This window comes from Pseudomonas sp. BP11-1-1, from assembly GCF_052112105.1.
Lineage (GTDB): Bacteria > Pseudomonadota > Gammaproteobacteria > Pseudomonadales > Pseudomonadaceae > Aquipseudomonas > Aquipseudomonas alvandae.
This window is the reverse complement of the sequence record NZ_JAUTYU010000004.1, coordinates 508864-524295: the sequence shown is the minus strand read 5'-3', so window position 1 is coordinate 524295 and position 15432 is coordinate 508864. Positions and strand designations below refer to the sequence as shown.

At 62.1% G+C, this 15432-nt stretch carries 12 protein-coding genes and 1 pseudogene; 6 read left to right on the top strand and 7 right to left on the bottom strand.

Features of this window, described 5'->3' with window-relative positions; genetic code table 11:
• Positions 1-209 precede the first annotated feature (209 nt).
• Entirely contained in the window at positions 210-2303 is a 2094-nt protein-coding gene (locus Q7C33_RS11975; RefSeq protein ID WP_407683442.1) for an LTA synthase family protein, read from the top strand.
• Positions 2304-2358: 55 nt separating this feature from the next.
• Here the strand turns inward: Q7C33_RS11975 and Q7C33_RS11970 are convergent, their stop codons facing one another.
• Positions 2359-2511: a DUF3309 family protein gene (locus Q7C33_RS11970; RefSeq protein ID WP_018606531.1), complete on the bottom strand. Its 153-nt coding sequence runs from the start codon at positions 2509-2511 to the stop codon at positions 2359-2361.
• Positions 2512-2803: 292 nt separating this feature from the next.
• On the opposite strand from Q7C33_RS11970, the gene Q7C33_RS11965 reads away from it, so the two are divergent.
• The 3 genes from Q7C33_RS11965 to csrA all read left to right on the top strand — a co-directional run bounded on the left by Q7C33_RS11965 (position 2804) and on the right by csrA (position 4361).
• Positions 2804-3619 (top strand): SDR family oxidoreductase, encoded by an 816-nt coding sequence (locus Q7C33_RS11965; RefSeq protein ID WP_030141045.1) that lies wholly within the window; start codon positions 2804-2806, stop codon positions 3617-3619.
• Between the two features lie 60 nt (positions 3620-3679).
• Positions 3680-4012: a YnfA family protein gene (locus Q7C33_RS11960; RefSeq protein ID WP_198797736.1), complete on the top strand. Its 333-nt coding sequence runs from the start codon at positions 3680-3682 to the stop codon at positions 4010-4012.
• A gap of 148 nt (positions 4013-4160) precedes the next feature.
• Positions 4161-4361: a carbon storage regulator CsrA gene (csrA, locus tag Q7C33_RS11955; RefSeq protein ID WP_198797737.1), complete on the top strand. Its 201-nt coding sequence runs from the start codon at positions 4161-4163 to the stop codon at positions 4359-4361.
• On the opposite strand, the gene Q7C33_RS11950 is transcribed toward csrA, so the two are convergent.
• The 5 genes from Q7C33_RS11950 to mnmC form a co-directional block, all read right to left on the bottom strand.
• Positions 4350-4577, bottom strand: coding sequence for a YheU family protein (locus tag Q7C33_RS11950; protein WP_030141043.1), 228 nt, complete (start codon positions 4575-4577; stop codon positions 4350-4352). The genes csrA and Q7C33_RS11950 overlap by 12 nt on opposite strands.
• Before the next feature lie 213 nt (positions 4578-4790).
• Entirely contained in the window at positions 4791-5981 is a 1191-nt protein-coding gene (locus Q7C33_RS11945) for an osmoprotectant NAGGN system M42 family peptidase (RefSeq protein WP_030141042.1), read from the bottom strand.
• Positions 5982-6197: 216 nt separating this feature from the next.
• The gene (gene ngg / locus Q7C33_RS11940) at positions 6198-7943 is read right to left on the bottom strand and encodes an N-acetylglutaminylglutamine synthetase (protein ID WP_030141041.1); all 1746 of its coding nucleotides are present in this window, start codon (positions 7941-7943) and stop codon (positions 6198-6200) included.
• 3 nt (positions 7944-7946) lie between these two features.
• On the bottom strand, positions 7947-9719 hold the full coding sequence (locus Q7C33_RS11935; protein ID WP_030141040.1) for an N-acetylglutaminylglutamine amidotransferase: 1773 nt from the start codon (positions 9717-9719) through the stop codon (positions 7947-7949).
• Positions 9720-9988: 269 nt separating this feature from the next.
• Complete coding sequence (gene mnmC / locus Q7C33_RS11930) at positions 9989-11971, bottom strand: bifunctional tRNA (5-methylaminomethyl-2-thiouridine)(34)-methyltransferase MnmD/FAD-dependent 5-carboxymethylaminomethyl-2-thiouridine(34) oxidoreductase MnmC (protein WP_407683441.1); 1983 nt, start codon at positions 11969-11971, stop codon at positions 9989-9991.
• 150 nt (positions 11972-12121) lie between these two features.
• Between mnmC and pap the strand changes: the two genes are divergently transcribed.
• Positions 12122-13633 (top strand): polyphosphate:AMP phosphotransferase, encoded by a 1512-nt coding sequence (gene pap / locus Q7C33_RS11925; protein WP_198797546.1) that lies wholly within the window; start codon positions 12122-12124, stop codon positions 13631-13633.
• A gap of 104 nt (positions 13634-13737) precedes the next feature.
• The gene (locus tag Q7C33_RS11920) at positions 13738-14922 is read left to right on the top strand and encodes a thiolase family protein (protein WP_030141037.1); all 1185 of its coding nucleotides are present in this window, start codon (positions 13738-13740) and stop codon (positions 14920-14922) included.
• A 156-nt stretch (positions 14923-15078) separates the two neighbouring features.
• Here Q7C33_RS11920 and Q7C33_RS11915 read toward each other — a convergent pair.
• Positions 15079-15267 (bottom strand): annotated as a pseudogene (locus Q7C33_RS11915) (DUF6316 family protein); the annotation flags it as partial.
• Positions 15268-15432: the final 165 nt, after the last annotated feature.

The following is a 15432-nucleotide window of genomic DNA, read 5'->3' as shown; positions in this document are numbered from 1 at the left end:
TTTTGTGTTGCGAAACATTCATTGAACGAAATTTTCACAAAACCTTGCGGACAATCCTCCGCGCTTTTATTGCCCGGTTATTTAATGGCAATGCCATGACCGTTCGTGCAAGATCTGCGCTTTCGCGCAAGCCCCGGCCTTGAATGGCTCGACAGAGGGCGCGCTGTAATTCCTACTTTTGACCCCACTTCAATAGGTCCTCAAACGACATGGCAATCCCGGACGCCCTGAGTCAGCAGCGCACCACGCATCGCCTGCTGCAACCGACCGTCAAATCGCACCTGGCCTACACGCTGCTCTGTGCCCTGGTGATGATGATCATGTTCAGCCTGCTGCGCGTGGCGTTGCTGGTCTACAACCGCGAGATGATCCTCGACACGCCGGCCTCGACCTTCGTGGAAGCGTTTGTCAACGGCCTGCGTTTCGATCTTCGGCTGGTCGTCTATCTCTGCATTCCGTTGTTGCTGGCGTTGTTCAGTGCGCGGGCCATGGCGGCACGTGGGTTCTTTCGTTTCTGGCTGACCGTCACCTCCAGCATCGCGCTGTTCCTGGGCTTGATGGAGATGGATTTCTATCGCGAGTTCCACCAACGCCTCAACGGCCTGGTCTTCCAATACGTCAAGGAAGACCCGAAAACCGTGATGAGCATGCTCTGGTACGGCTTCCCGGTGGTGCGCTATCTGCTGGCCTGGGCTGGCGGCACTATCATCCTGAGCCTGGCATTCAAGGGCGCCGACCGGGCCACGCGTCCGCGTGGACCTTTCAGCGGCGGCAGCATTGGCACGCGCCAGATCGCTCCATGGTACGGCCGTGTCGCGGTATTCATGGTCTGCCTGCTGGTGGCCGTGGCCGCTGCTCGCGGCACCCTGCGCCAAGGCCCTCCACTGCGTTGGGGCGACGTCTATACCACCGATTCGAATTTCGCCAACCAGTTGGGCCTCAACGGAACGTTGTCCCTGGTGGCTGCGGCCAAGAGCCGGATGTCCGAAGACCGTGACAACATCTGGAAAGCCACCCTTGAGCAGCCGCTGGCGCAGCAGACCGTGCGCAACATGCTGGTGCTGCCCGACGATAAACTCGTCGACACCGAGACCGCCGCGGTGCGCCGCGACTACACGCCGCCGGCCGACAAGACGCTGCCGATCAAGAACGTGGTCGTGATCCTGATGGAAAGCATGGCCGGCCACTCGGTGGGCGCCTTGGGCGCGCCGGGCAACATCACGCCTTACCTCGACAAGTTGTCCAAGGAAGGCCTGCTGTTCGACCGTTTCTTCTCCAACGGCACCCACACCCACCAGGGCATGTTCGCCACCATGGCGTGCTTCCCGAACCTGCCAGGTTTCGAATACCTGATGCAGACGCCGGAAGGCAGCCACAAGCTGTCGGGCCTGCCGCAATTGCTCAGCGCTCGCGATTACGACGACGTGTATGTCTACAACGGCGATTTTGCCTGGGACAACCAGTCAGGCTTCTTCAGCAGCCAGGGCATGACCACGTTCATCGGCCGTAACGACTTCGTCAACCCGGTGTTCTCCGATCCGACCTGGGGCGTCTCCGACCAGGACATGTTCGACCGTGGCCTGATCGAGCTCAAGGCCCGGGAAAACGGCAAGCCGTTCTATGCCTTGCTGCAAACCCTGTCCAACCACACGCCCTACGCACTGCCGACGCCGTTGCCGGTGGAACCGGTCACTGACCGTGGGCGCCTGAACGAACACTTGACCGCCATGCGTTACTCCGACTGGGCGCTGGGCCAGTTCTTCGAGAAGGCGCGCAAGGAGCCTTATTTCAAGGAAACCCTGTTTGTGGTGGTCGGCGACCATGGCTTTGGCAACGAGCGCCAGATCACCGAGATGGACCTGGGCCGTTTCAACGTGCCGATGCTGCTGATCGGGCCAGGCGTCCAGGAGAAATTTGGCCAGCGCAATCACACCGTTGGCACCCAAGTCGATATCGTCCCGACCATCATGGGCCGGCTCGGCGGAGAAGTGCGAAACCAATGCTGGGGCCGCGACTTGTTGAACCTGCCGCCAGGCGACAGCGGATTTGGTGTGATCAAGCCGTCGGGCAGCGACCAGACCACCGCGCTGATCCACGACAACAAGATCCTGGTATTGCCAGAGGAAAAGGCAATGGCACCGAAGATGTTTCGCTATGAACTGGGCGCCAACCCACACGCAGAGATCATCCCGGATGCTCCGGAGACTGGCGAGATGAAAACCCAACTTGAATCGTTCTTGCAAACCGCGACCAAGAGCCTGTTGGATAACACCGCCGGCGTTGTTGACGGCAAGCCGGACTGATAGTCCAGTGAATAAAAAAAGAGGCCTTGAAGGCCTCTTTTTTTGCGCTTGGGATTTATATCTTCCCAAGTAACAGCAGGATCAACAGCACCACCAAGACTACGCCGATGATACCGGACGGGCCGTAACCCCAACTTCTGGAGTGCGGGAAGACCGGCAGGCCACCGATCAGCAGGAGGATCAGGATGATGATAAGAATAGTGCCCATTGTTGATTTCCTTATTGGTCAGTTCATCAGTGATTAAAACTTTCAACTGCCAGCGCGCATGCGTTAAATCCGGGCGGCTTATAAAGTCCGACCGTAACGTCCTGTAAAAAATTCAAAGTTTTTTGTCGTTCGATATAGCGCATTGCCGTGGTGTCGCGACTCACGCCAGGACATGACTTCAAGACCTCCCATGGTTTGCCCTCGCCATTCAGCAATCTGATGGAGCGTGGGTCGGGCGGGGGGCTTCGCTACACTCGGCCTATCTCTCCCGGAACAACAAGGCTGTTTCCCTATGCAAAATCGCATGATGATCACCGGTGCCGGCTCAGGCCTGGGCCGCGAAATCGCGCTGCGCTGGGCCCGCGAAGGCTGGCGCCTGGCCTTGTCGGACGTCAGTGAGCCAGGTCTCCAGGAAACCCTCAGGCAGGTGCGCGAAGCGGGCGGCGACGGGTTCGTCCAACGCTGCGATGTCCGTGACTACAGCCAACTCACGGCATTCGCCCAGGCCTGCGAGGAAAAGCTCGGCGGCATCGACGTTATCGTCAACAACGCCGGCGTGGCGTCGGGCGGGTTCTTCAGCGAACTGTCCCTGGAGGATTGGGACTGGCAGATCGCAATCAACCTGATGGGCGTGGTCAAGGGCTGCAAGGCGTTCTTGCCGCTGCTGGAAAAAAGTCGCGGCAAGATCATCAACATCGCCTCCATGGCGGCGCTGATGCAAGGCCCCGCCATGAGCAACTACAACGTGGCCAAGGCCGGCGTCGTGGCCTTGTCGGAAAGCCTGTTGGTTGAGCTGGCCCAGCAGGAAATCGGCGTGCACGTGGTCTGCCCGTCATTCTTCCAGACCAATTTGCTGGATTCTTTCCGCGGGCCGACCCCGGCCATGAAGGCCCAGGTCGGGAAATTGCTGGAAAGCTCGCCCATCACGGCTGCTGAGATCGCCGATTACATCTACCTGCAGGTCGCCGAAGGGCAGTTCATGATCCTGCCCCACGAACAGGGGCGGGCTGCTTGGGCCATGAAGCAGAAGAACCCACAGTCGCTCTACGACGAAATGACCGCCATGGCTGACAAAATGCGCGCCAAGGCCCGCCAGAACCTGGGTTGACCCGCGTTCCCGGCATCCATCAGGATGGCGCCCTCGTGCCTTCCTGATGGACCACCCCCCATGTTCAATTACCTTTGGTTCTTTCTCGCCGCACTCTTCGAGATCGCGGGTTGCTACGCCTTCTGGATGTGGTTGCGCCAGGGCAAGAGCGCCTGGTGGATCGCGCCGGCACTGCTCAGTCTCACACTGTTCGCCGTGTTGTTGACCCGTATCGAAGCCACTTACGCCGGTCGTGCCTATGCCGCCTATGGCGGGATCTACATCGTCGCCTCGATCGGCTGGTTGGCGGTGGTGGAGCGTGTGCGACCGTTGGGTTCCGACTGGATTGGCGTGGCCCTTTGCGTGTTGGGGGCGGGAGTGATTCTGTTCGGCCCGCGACTCACGGGGCCATGAATCAGGTCGAAAACGGGTTTTTGCAGGACATTTCCTTCAGGCGTTGGGGTCCCTGTTTGTAGGGGATTACTGATTTATCGCCGGTATCTTGTGCATGGAAAATTGGCCGGGCATGGTCGAGGTCCAGACCTTCTTAAGGAACATAACCATGCTCGTATTAAGCCGCACCATTGGTGAACTGATTTCCATCGGCGATGACATTTCTGTCCGCGTGTTATCGGTCAGTGGGAGTACCGTGCGTTTCGGCGTGGAAGCGCCACGGCACGTCGATGTCCACCGGTTCGAAATCTACGAGAAGATCCAGAAGAAAAAGGCGCGTGCCGCGCGCAAGGGGTGTTCAATCGAATAGATGCTTGGGCACATCGTGCTTGAGCATCAACTGGCACTGTTCGCTCTCGGGATCGAAGACAATCAAGGCCTGGCCTTTGGCCAGGGCTTGCCTGACTCGCAGGACGCGGGTTTCCAACGGGGTATCATCACCGTTGTCAGTTCCGTCGCGGGTAACGAAATCCTCGATCAGGCGGGTGAGGGTATCGACTTCGAGTTGCTCGTGTGGGATCAGCATGACAGGGCTCCGCTAGACAATTGGGCGGATGCTACGGCGGATGGGCTGTGGCGGCTAGCCCGGGGTTGGCTGCCCTGGCACATCCGTGTGGGAGCGGGCTTGCTCGCGATGGTGATGGAACAGTCAGGACAATTGCTGAATGTACCGCCGCTTTCGCGAGCAAGCCCGCTCCCACAGTTGCGCGTTCACACCCGGCAGCAGCGTTTCCGCCAGTCAACTATCCGAACGCTGCCCGATCAAGCTGTCCACCGACGGCACCCGGGTATCGCTTTCCATCTGCGCATCGTGTTCGATCTGGTGACTGAATCGGTCCAGGGACCCTTGGGCCGGTTGTGCGTCGCTGGCGAATACCGGTGGGCTGAGAATGTAGGCGCCGAGCAGGCGACTCAGCGCGGCCAGGCTGTCGATGTGGGTGCGTTCGTAGCCGTGGGTCGCGTCGCAACCGAAGGCGAGCAGGGCGGTACGGATATCGTGGCCGGCGGTGATCGCCGAATGGGCGTCGCTGAAGTAGTAGCGAAACAGGTCGCGGCGCACCGGCAGTTCGTTTTCCTTGGCGAGCTTCAGCAAGTGCCGTGACAGGTGATAGTCATACGGACCACCGGAATCCTGCATCGCCACGCTCACTGCGTGTTCATTGGAGTGTTGGCCGGGGGCGACCGGGGCGATGTCGATCCCGACAAATTCGCTGACGTCCCAGGGCAGCGCAGCCGCCGCGCCGCTGCCGGTTTCCTCGGTGATGGTGAACAGCGGGTGGCAGTCGATCAGCAGCTCTTCACCACTGTCGACGATGGCCTTGAGCGCCGCCAGCAGCGCGGCGACCCCGGCCTTGTCATCCAGGTGGCGGGCGCTGATGTGGCCGCTTTCGGTGAACTCCGGCAAGGGATCGAAGGCTACGTAGTCGCCAACGCCCACGCCCAATGTTTCGCAATCGGCGCGGGTGGTGCAGTAGGCGTCCAGGCGCAGTTCGATGTGGTCCCAACTGATGGGCATCTCATCCACGGCGGTGTTGAAGGCATGACCGGATGCCATCAACGGCAGGACGCTGCCGCGAATCACGCCGGTGTCGGTAAACAGGCTGACCCGGCTGCCCTCGGCAAACCGGCTCGACCAGCAACCCACCGGGGCGAGCGTCAGGCGGCCGTTGTCCTTGATGGCCCGTACCGAGGCGCCGATGGTGTCCAGATGCGCCGAAACCGCCCGGTCAGGGCTGCTTTTGCGGCCCTTGAGGGTGGCGCGGATCGTGCCGCGCCGGGTCATTTCGAAAGGGATGCCCAGCTCTTCGAGCCGCTCGGCGACATAGCGCACGATGGTGTCGGTGAAGCCGGTCGGGCTGGGAATGGCGAGCATTTCCAACAGGACTTTTTGCAGGTATTCGAGGTCCGGCTCGGGAATTTTACTGATCATGGAAACTCCTCGCGGAATATTGGAATGACGGATCCCGTGGCAAGGAAGCAAGCTCGCGCTGGGCCTGTAGGAGCTGCCGAGCGAAGCGAGGCTGCGATCTTTTCAATGACACTCGAATCCCAAGCGTAAAAGATCAAAAGATCGTCCGAACGCGGCCCGAGGCTTCGCCAGCTCCTACGGGCCCCGGTGGGAGCAAGCTCCCTCGCCACAAAGGTCTCAGGTCACCGCCTGGCTATGGGGAAACAACAAATCCACAAAACGCTCGGCGGTGGGCTGCGGTTCGTGGTTGGCCAGGCCGGCGCGCTCGTTGGCTTCGATGAACACGTAATCCGGTTGATCGGCCGCCGGGACCAGCAGGTCCAGGCCGACCATGGGAATGTCCAGCGCTCGTGCAGCGCGCACCGCGGCATCGGCCAGGGTCGGATGAAGGATGGCGGTCACGTCTTCCAGGACGCCGCCGGTATGGAGGTTCGCCGTGCGTCGCACGAAGAGATGTTCGCCCGCCGGCAGTACGCTGTCGTAGTCATGGCCGGCGGCGCGCAAGGTACGCTCGGTCTCGGCGTCCATGGGGATCTTGCTCTCGCCGCCCGTCGCCGCCTGCCGCCGCCGGCTCTGGGCTTCGATCAGCGCGCCGATGCTGTGCTGGCCATCGCCGATCACTTCCGCCGGACGACGGATCGCGGCCGCGACCACTTCAAAACCGATCACCAGGATGCGCAGGTCCAACCCTTCGTGGAAGCTTTCCAGCAGTACGCGACTGTCAAAGCGCTTGGCGGCTTCGATGGCGGCCTGGACTTCCTCGATCGTGCGCAAGTCCACCGCGACGCCTTGGCCCTGTTCCCCATCCAGCGGCTTGACCACCACGCGCTCGTGCTCATCGAGAAAGGCCAGGTTGTCATCGGCGTTGCCCGCCAGCTGCTGTGCCGGAAGGTTGAGGCCAGCGTTTTTCAATACCTTGTGCGTCTGGCTCTTGTCCTGGCAGAGCGTCATGCTGATCGCGCTGGTCAGGTCGCTCAGGGATTCGCGACAACGAACCCGGCGGCTGCCATGCACCAAGGTGAACAGCCCCGCTTCGGCGTCATCCACCTGCACTTCGATGCCGCGTCGGTGCGCCTCTTCGACGATGATGCGGGCATAGGGATTGAATTGCGCCTCGGGGCCGGGACCGAGGAACAGCGGTTGGTTGATGCCGTTCTTGCGCTTGATCGCAAACGTCGACAGGTTACGGAAACCGAGCTTGGCGTAGAGGTTTTTCGCCAGGCGATTGTCGTGCAGCACCGACAGGTCGAGGTAGCTCAAGCCACGGCTCATGAAATGTTCGATGAGGTGGCGCACCAGCACTTCGCCTACGCCGGGACGTGGACAGTGCGGATCCACCGCCAGGCACCAGAGGCTGCTGCCGTTTTCCGGATCGTTGAAGGCTTTCTGATGATTGAGACCCATCACGCTGCCGATCACCGCACCGGTATCGTCGTCCTCGGCCAGCCAGTACACCGGCCCGCCCTGGTGCCTTGGTGTCAATCGCTCCGGGTCGATGGGCAGCATGCCGCGAGCCTGGTAAAGCTGATTGATGGCCTGCCAATCGCTGTCGCTCTGGGCGCGACGAATCCGAAAGCCGCGAAACACCCTCGTGGATTGCCGGTAATCGCTGAACCACAGGCGCAAGGTGTCGGAGGGGTCGAGGAATAGCTGCGTCGGCTCCAGGCCCAAGACCTGCTGGGGCGCGGCGACGTACAGGGCGATATCACGCTCGCCGGGTTGTTCGTTGAGCAGCTCTCGGGCCAGGCTCGCCGGGTCGGGAAACGTATGGCCGATCAACAGCCGGCCCCAACCGCAATGCACCGCGATCGGATCGGCGCCCAGTTCGCTGCCGTCTTCGGCCAGCCGCGCCTGCAAGCGTTCGTAGGACGGCGGCTGGCCGCGCAAGAGTCGTTGGTTATGAAGGTTCGTATGGGGTTTCATCGATCAGATTCCTTGCTCGCTGAGCCACAGGTTCAGCGCCGCCAATTGCCACAGCCGCGAGCCGCGCAACGGCGTCAGTTGGCCGTTGGGGTCGGTCAGCAGGCGATCGAGCATGCTCGGGTTGAACAGGCCGCGATCCTGGCTCGGATCCAGCAGCAGTTCACGGACCCAGGCGAGGGTGTTGCCTTCAAGATGCTTGAGGCCCGGCACCGGGAAATAGCCTTTCTTGCGGTCGATGACTTCGCTCGGGATCACCCGGCGGGCGGCTTCCTTGAGCACGTGCTTGCCGCCGTCGGGCAGCTTGAATTTCGCCGGTACCCGGGCGGAAAGCTCCACCAGCCGGTAATCGAGGAACGGTGTGCGCGCCTCCAGGCCCCAGGCCATGGTCATGTTGTCGACGCGCTTGACCGGGTCGTCCACCAGCATCACCGTGCTGTCCAGGCGCAAGGCCTTGTCGACTGCGGCATCGGCGCCCGGTTGGGCAAAGTGTTCCTTGACGAAGTCTCCGGCGGCGTCGTTGGCGGTGAGCCATTTGGGCTGCACGGTGGCGGCATATTCTTCGTAGCTGCGGTCGAAGAAGGCCGCGCGATAGGCCGCATACGGATCGCTCGCCCCGTCGACCTGCGGGTACCAGTGATAACCAGCGAACAGCTCGTCGGCGCCCTGGCCGCTTTGCACCACTTTGCAGTGCTTGGCCACTTCCCGCGACAGCAGGTAGAAAGCGATGCAGTCGTGACTCACCATCGGTTCGCTCATGGCGCGGAACGCCGCGGGCAACTGTTCGATGATTTCTTTCTCGTCGATGCGCAATTGGTGATGGCGCGTGCCGTAGTGCTTGGCGATCAGGTCCGAATACTGGAACTCGTCGCCGCGCTCGCCGCCGGCGTCCTGGAAGCCGATGGAGAACGTCGACAGGTCGTCAACACCGACCTCACGCAACAGCCCCACGAGCATGCTCGAATCCACACCGCCCGACAGCAGCACGCCGACATCGACGGCGGCACGTTGGCGAATGGCGACCGCTTCGCGGGTGCTGTCCAGCACGCGTTCGATCCAGTCTTCCAGGTTGAGATCCTGCTCATCGGGCCGGGGACCGTAGGGCAGCGTCCACCAGGTTTTCTGCTCGGTGCTGCCGTCTGCCTCGATGCGCATCCAGGTGGCCGGGGGCAGTTTTTCTATGCCGGCCAGCAAGGTGCGCGGTGCGGGGACCACGGCATGGAAATTCAGGTAGTGATTGAGGGCGACCGGGTCGAGCACCGGATTGATGTCGCCGCCCTTGAGCAAGGCTGGCAACGCCGAGGCAAAGCGCAGGCGCTGGCCGGTGCGTGACAGGTACAGCGGTTTCACACCGAGACGGTCGCGGGCAATGAACAGGCGCTTGGCGTCGCGCTCCCAAATGGCGAAGGCGAACATGCCGTTGAGCTTGGGCAATAGCGCTTCGCCCCAAGCGTGATAACCCTTGAGCAGCACTTCGGTATCACCGCCGGAATAAAAGGCGTACCCCAGGCCTTCGAGTTCGGCCCGCAGTTCCGGGTAGTTGTAGATCGCGCCGTTGAACGCCAGGGACAGGCCCAAGTGATTGTCGATCATCGGCTGGGCCGAGCCGTCGGACAGGTCCATGATCTTCAGGCGTCGATGGCCGAGGGCAATGGGCCCCTGGCTATGGAAACCCCACGCGTCTGGGCCGCGAGGGGCCAAGTGATGGGTGATGCGCTCTACGGCCGCAAGGTCCGCAGGTTGTTGATCGAAACGTAACTCACCAGCTAATCCGCACATAAGTCCTTACCGGTTTTTCCGTTGGGGAGGGGTCAAGCCATACACGCCGAAAGGGCGGGTACTCAGGAACTGACCGGTGGGATGCCTGTGAGTTTTATATCGATGCGTTATAAGCCGACGGGTGGGGATTGAGCAGGATTGATTTATTCGAGGTGATGCAGAACCTGTGGGAGCGGGCTTGCTCGCGAAGGCGTCTCATCAGTCAACGTCTTGGATGACTGATCCACCGCTTCGCGAGCAAGCCCGCTCCCACAAGGAAAACACTATGTTCAAGCCTTGCCCCGAATCACCGCCCGCAACGCGAACCGGTTCGGATGACACGCCTCGGCCACGCTTCGCGGCAGGGGCAGCGGTTCGTTCTCCAGCCAGGCGGCGATCAGTTCGCCGGACAGCGGCGCGGTGATCAGGCCTCGGGAACCGTGACCGCTGTTGACGTACAGGCCGTCAAGCCAGGGGCACGGCGTATCAGGTACTTGGCGGGCGTCCTTGGCCAGGGCCGAATACGCTTCGATGAAGGCCGGGTGATCGGCCAGCGGTCCGACGATCGGCAGGTAGTCCGGGCTGGTGCAGCGAAACGCCGCTCGGCCTTCCAGTTGCGCTGGATCCAGGACTCGGGCGTTGAGCCGATCCACCAGGTCTACGGAAATCTCTTCGAGCATCTGCAGGTTGCCGGCGTGCTCGGCGGCGGTGGGGGTCAGGTCGTCGCTGTGAAAATCAAAACTGGCGCCCAATGTGTGTTCGCCCATGCGTGGCGGGGCCACATAGCCCTCGGCGCAGACCACCGTCGCCAGGCTTTGGCTGCGGGCGGTTTGCGGCAGGCGGGTGATCTGTCCGCGAATACGCTTGAGGGGCAGCTCGGCGGCGGGCTCGAAGCGTTTGATCTCAGCGGCGCTGGCGAGGATTGCGACGGGTGCGCTGGCCAGGCAGCGTTCGCCGTCCCAGGCCTGCCACTGGCCGTCGATGCGGCGCAGTTCCAGCACTTCATGGTGTGGCTGCAACGCGATCGCCGGGTTCGAGGCTTGCCAGCGACACAGCGCTGGCGGGTGCACCCAACCGCCTTCGGGGTAAAACAAGCCGCCGCTGGGCAAGCCGATGCTCGATTTCGCCTCGGCCTCGTCGCGATCGAGGACCTTCAAGAGACTTGCCGGAAACGCCTCGGCCAAGCGCGCCTGACGCTCGGCTTCCTTGGCGTCGAAGGCCAGTTGCAGGACACCGCAGCCGTCCCAGTCGAGGCCTCGTTGCAGCTGTTCGAGCAAGCGCCGCGTGTAGCCGAAACCGCTGAGGATCATCTGCGACAGCGCGGTGCCATGGGCCGACAGCTTGAGGTACAGCACGCCTTGCGGATTGCCGGACGCTTCCTCGGCCAGACCGGCATGACGCTCCAGCAAGGTCACCTGCCAGCCACGGGCGGCGAGGCTGGCGGCGCTGGCGCAACCGGCCAGTCCGCCACCGATCACCAGGGCCCGACGCTCGCCGGCAGGCGGGGCGGGGCGGGCGTACCAGGGTTTGATTGGCGGCGGCAGCGGGGCCAGTTCCGGCCAACCGAGGAACACGCCGCGAAGAATCTCCCATTTATGGCCGATGCCTGGCGTGCGCTTCATCTTGAAGCCCGCCGCGTTCAGCCGGCGTCGCACCCAACCGGTACTGGTAAAGGTGCTGAGGGTGGCCCCCGGCGCGGCGAGTCGCGCCAGTTCGGCGAACAGCTCGGCGCTCCACATTTCGGGGTTTTTCGCCGGGGCGAAACCGTCGAGGAACCAAGCGTCGATCTTTCCATCCAGCTGCGGCAATTGCTCCAGGGCATCGCCGATCAACAGCGTCAGGGTCACCCGCCCGTTCGCCAGGGTCATGCGCTGGAACCCCTGGTGAATCGCGACGTACTGCCCAAGCAACTGGTCAGCCTGGACCTTGAGTTCGGGCCACAAGGCCAGGGCCCGGCGCAGGTCCTCGGGGCTCAGGGGAAACTTCTCGACACTGACAAAATGCAGCCGTGCCCCCGCCGGTGCGCATCGCTCGAACAACTGCCAGGCGCAGAGGAAATTCAACCCGGTGCCAAACCCGGTTTCACCGATGACCAGCCGCCCACCCTCGGTCAGCGCGGCGAAACGCTCGGCCAGGTTGTTCTGCTGCAAGAACACGTAGCGGGTTTCTTCCAGGCCCGACTGGTCGGAGAAATACACATCGTTAAACACCCGGGAACGCGGGCGACCCTGGTCATCCCAGTCGAGTTGGGCGTGGTGTTGAATGGGCGTCATGACGGGCTCGGTGAAAATGAAGGCGCCATTCTAGCCGATCGGCAAGGCGTTGCTTGATCCAAGGCAAGCGTGCCTGCATCCAGAAGGAATCTGCTGCGCAGGCGCGCATCCAATCCGCTAGTCTTGCCCAATTCCTGGAAGGAGCTGCCCATGTTCGAATCCGCCGAAATCGGTCACGTCGTTGATAAAGAAACCTATGAGGCCGAAGTCCCGGCACTGCGGGAAGCGTTGCTCGAAGCGCAATTCGAGCTGCACCAGCAGGGTCGTTTTCCGGTCATCGTTCTGATCAACGGCATCGAAGGCGCGGGCAAGGGCGAGACGGTGAAGTTGCTCAACGAATGGATGGATCCGCGACTGATCGAAGTGCGTACGTTCGACCAGCAGACCGATGAAGAGCTGGCGCGGCCGCCGGCCTGGCGTTATTGGCGGATGTTGCCGGCCAAGGGGCGCATGGGGATTTTCTTCGGTAACTGGTACAGCCAGATGTTGCAGGGGCGGGTGCACGGCGAGTTCAAAGACCCCCGGCTCGACCAGGCGATCAACGGCGCCGAGCGCCTGGAAAAAATGCTCTGCGATGAAGGCGCGCTGATTTTCAAGTTCTGGTTCCACCTGTCCAAGAAACAGATGAAGGCCCGCCTCAAGAGCCTCAAGGACGATCCGCTGCACAGCTGGCGCATCAGTCCGCTGGATTGGCAGCAGTCACAGACCTACGACAAGTTCGTCAAGTACGGCGAGCGCGTTCTGCGCCGCACCAGCCGCGACTACGCGCCCTGGCACGTGATTGAAGGCGTCGATGCCTGTTACCGCAGCCTCGCGGTCGGGCGGATCCTGCTCGAAGGGCTGCGCCAGGCCTTGGATCGGCCGAAGGTCAAGGCAGAAAAAGTCAACGTGGCACCGTTGCCAGCGTTGGATGATCAAGTGACATTGATCGACAGCCTGGATATGACGCTGCGCCTGGACAAGGCCGATTATGAGGAACAGCTGATCACCGAGCAGGCCCGCTTCGCCGGCTTGTTGCGCGACAAGCGCATGCGCCGGCATGCCTTGGTGGCGGTGTTCGAAGGCAACGATGCGGCGGGCAAGGGCGGGGCGATTCGCCGGGTCGCGGCGGCGCTCGATCCGCGCCAGTACAGCATCGTGCCGATTGCCGCGCCCACCGAGGAAGAACGTGCCCACCCCTACATGTGGCGGTTCTGGCGGCACATTCCGGCGCGGGGCAAATTCACCATGTTCGACCGCTCCTGGTACGGGCGGGTGTTGGTGGAGCGGGTCGAGGGCTTTTGCAGCCGTGCCGATTGGCTGCGTGCCTACGGTGAAATCAACGATTTCGAGGAACAGTTGGCCGACGCCGGCGTGGTGGTCGTGAAGTTCTGGTTGGCGATCGACAAGCAAACCCAATTGGAGCGCTTCCAGGAGCGCGAGGAAATCCCCTTCAAGCGCTTCAAGATCACCGAGGACGACTGGCGCAATCGGGACAAGTGGGACGCCTATCGCTCGGCGGTTTGCGACATGGTCGATCGCACCAGCACCGAGATTTCGCCTTGGACCTTGGTGGAAGCCAACGACAAGCGTTGGGCTCGGGTCAAGGTATTGCGAACGCTGAACGAGGCGCTGGAGGCCGCGTTCGAGCGTTCGGCCAGGCAAGCGCGGAAAAAGAACTAGCCCGATGGGCACGCATACGCGGGGTGAATGATTGTCGCGTTCGGTTATGGGGTGGATCTATCCTCGATTCCACTCTTAACCGATAACAACAATGAGGTGCCGCCATGCGTGAAGTGGTGATCGTCGACAGCGTACGGACCGGATTGGCCAAGTCCTTTCGCGGCAAGTTCAACATGACCCGTCCGGACGACATGGCGGCGCATTGCGTCAACGCGTTGCTGGCGCGCAACGACATCGACCCGGCCAGCGTCGAGGACTGCATCGTCGGCGCCGGTTCCAACGAGGGTGCCCAAGGCTTCAACATCGGGCGTAACGTGGCGGTGCTCTCGCAACTGGGCATCGGCACGGCCGGGATGACCCTCAACCGTTTCTGTTCTTCGGGCTTGCAAGCCATCGCGATCGCCGCCAACCAGATCGCCTCGGGTTGCAGCGAGATCATCGTCGCCGGCGGCGTCGAATCCATCAGCCTGACCATGAAGAGTGTCAACACCGACAACCTGATCAACCCCCTCCTCAAGGAGCAGGTGCCGGGAATCTATTTCCCCATGGGCCAGACCGCCGAGATTGTCGCGCGCCGTTATCAGGTCAGCCGCGAGGAACAGGACCGCTACGCTTTGCAGAGCCAGCAGCGCACGGCCCGGGCCCAGGCCGAAGGGCTGTTCAACGATGAAATCGTGCCGATGAAGGTCAAGTATCGGGTCGAGGACAAGCACACCGGTGCCGTGCAGATCCTGGATGGCGTGGTCGACCGTGATGACTGCAACCGTCCCGATACCACCTACGAAAGCCTGGCCGGCTTGAAGCCGGTGTTCGCCGAAGACGGCTCGGTGACGGCGGGCAACTCTTCCCAACTGTCCGACGGCGCTTCGATGACACTGGTCATGAGCCTGGAAAAAGCGCTGGCCCTGGGGCTCAAGCCCAAGGCGTTTTTCCGCGGCTTTACCGTGGCCGGTTGCGAGCCGGACGAGATGGGCATCGGCCCGGTGTTCTCGGTGCCGAGGCTGCTCAAGGCCAAGGGCCTGCAGATGGGCGACATCGATCTGTGGGAACTCAACGAGGCGTTTGCCTCCCAGTGCCTCTACAGCCGCAATCGACTGGAAATCGACAATGAGAAATACAACGTCAACGGCGGCTCGATCTCCATCGGCCACCCGTTCGGCATGACCGGATCTCGGCAAGTGGGGCATCTGGTGCGGGAACTGCAACGGCGCAACCTGCGCTATGGCGTGGTGACCATGTGCGTCGGCGGTGGGATGGGCGCGACGGGGTTGTTCGAGGCGGTTCGATAAGCGCCGCCCCTGGACTTTCGTGGCGAGGGAGCTTGCTCCCGCTCGGCTGCGAAGCAGTCGCCGCTTTTACTGGGGATGAACCGTAAGGGGGCCGCCGTGCGGCCCAGCGGGAGCAAGCTCCCTCGCCACGGGGGCTTCGAACCTTTCTGCCGGCGGTTTGGCCAGCAGCATCATGCGTTGGATATACGCCGCGACCTCCTGCTCCGCAGCCTCGCGAGTCTCGAACGGACCTTCCTGGGTGCCTTCGCGCGTATTGAAATAAAACTCGCCGTTTACCCGACAGATCCGGTCACTGCGGAATATTGTCTTCGGGGCGTCTGTATCTTGGGCGCGCGTTCCTGGCATTTCGGGTCTCCATAGGGGGGCAGCGTGGTCGTCTCAATTGAGCATATGTGGTGTCGTCGATTTGCGCCTGTCCAGCCGATCGACGGCTACGACCCGTACAATTCCATCAGCGGCGAATGCCCAACTGTGCCTGTGTGCACCGATCGATCCGGGCCTAGAATGGGC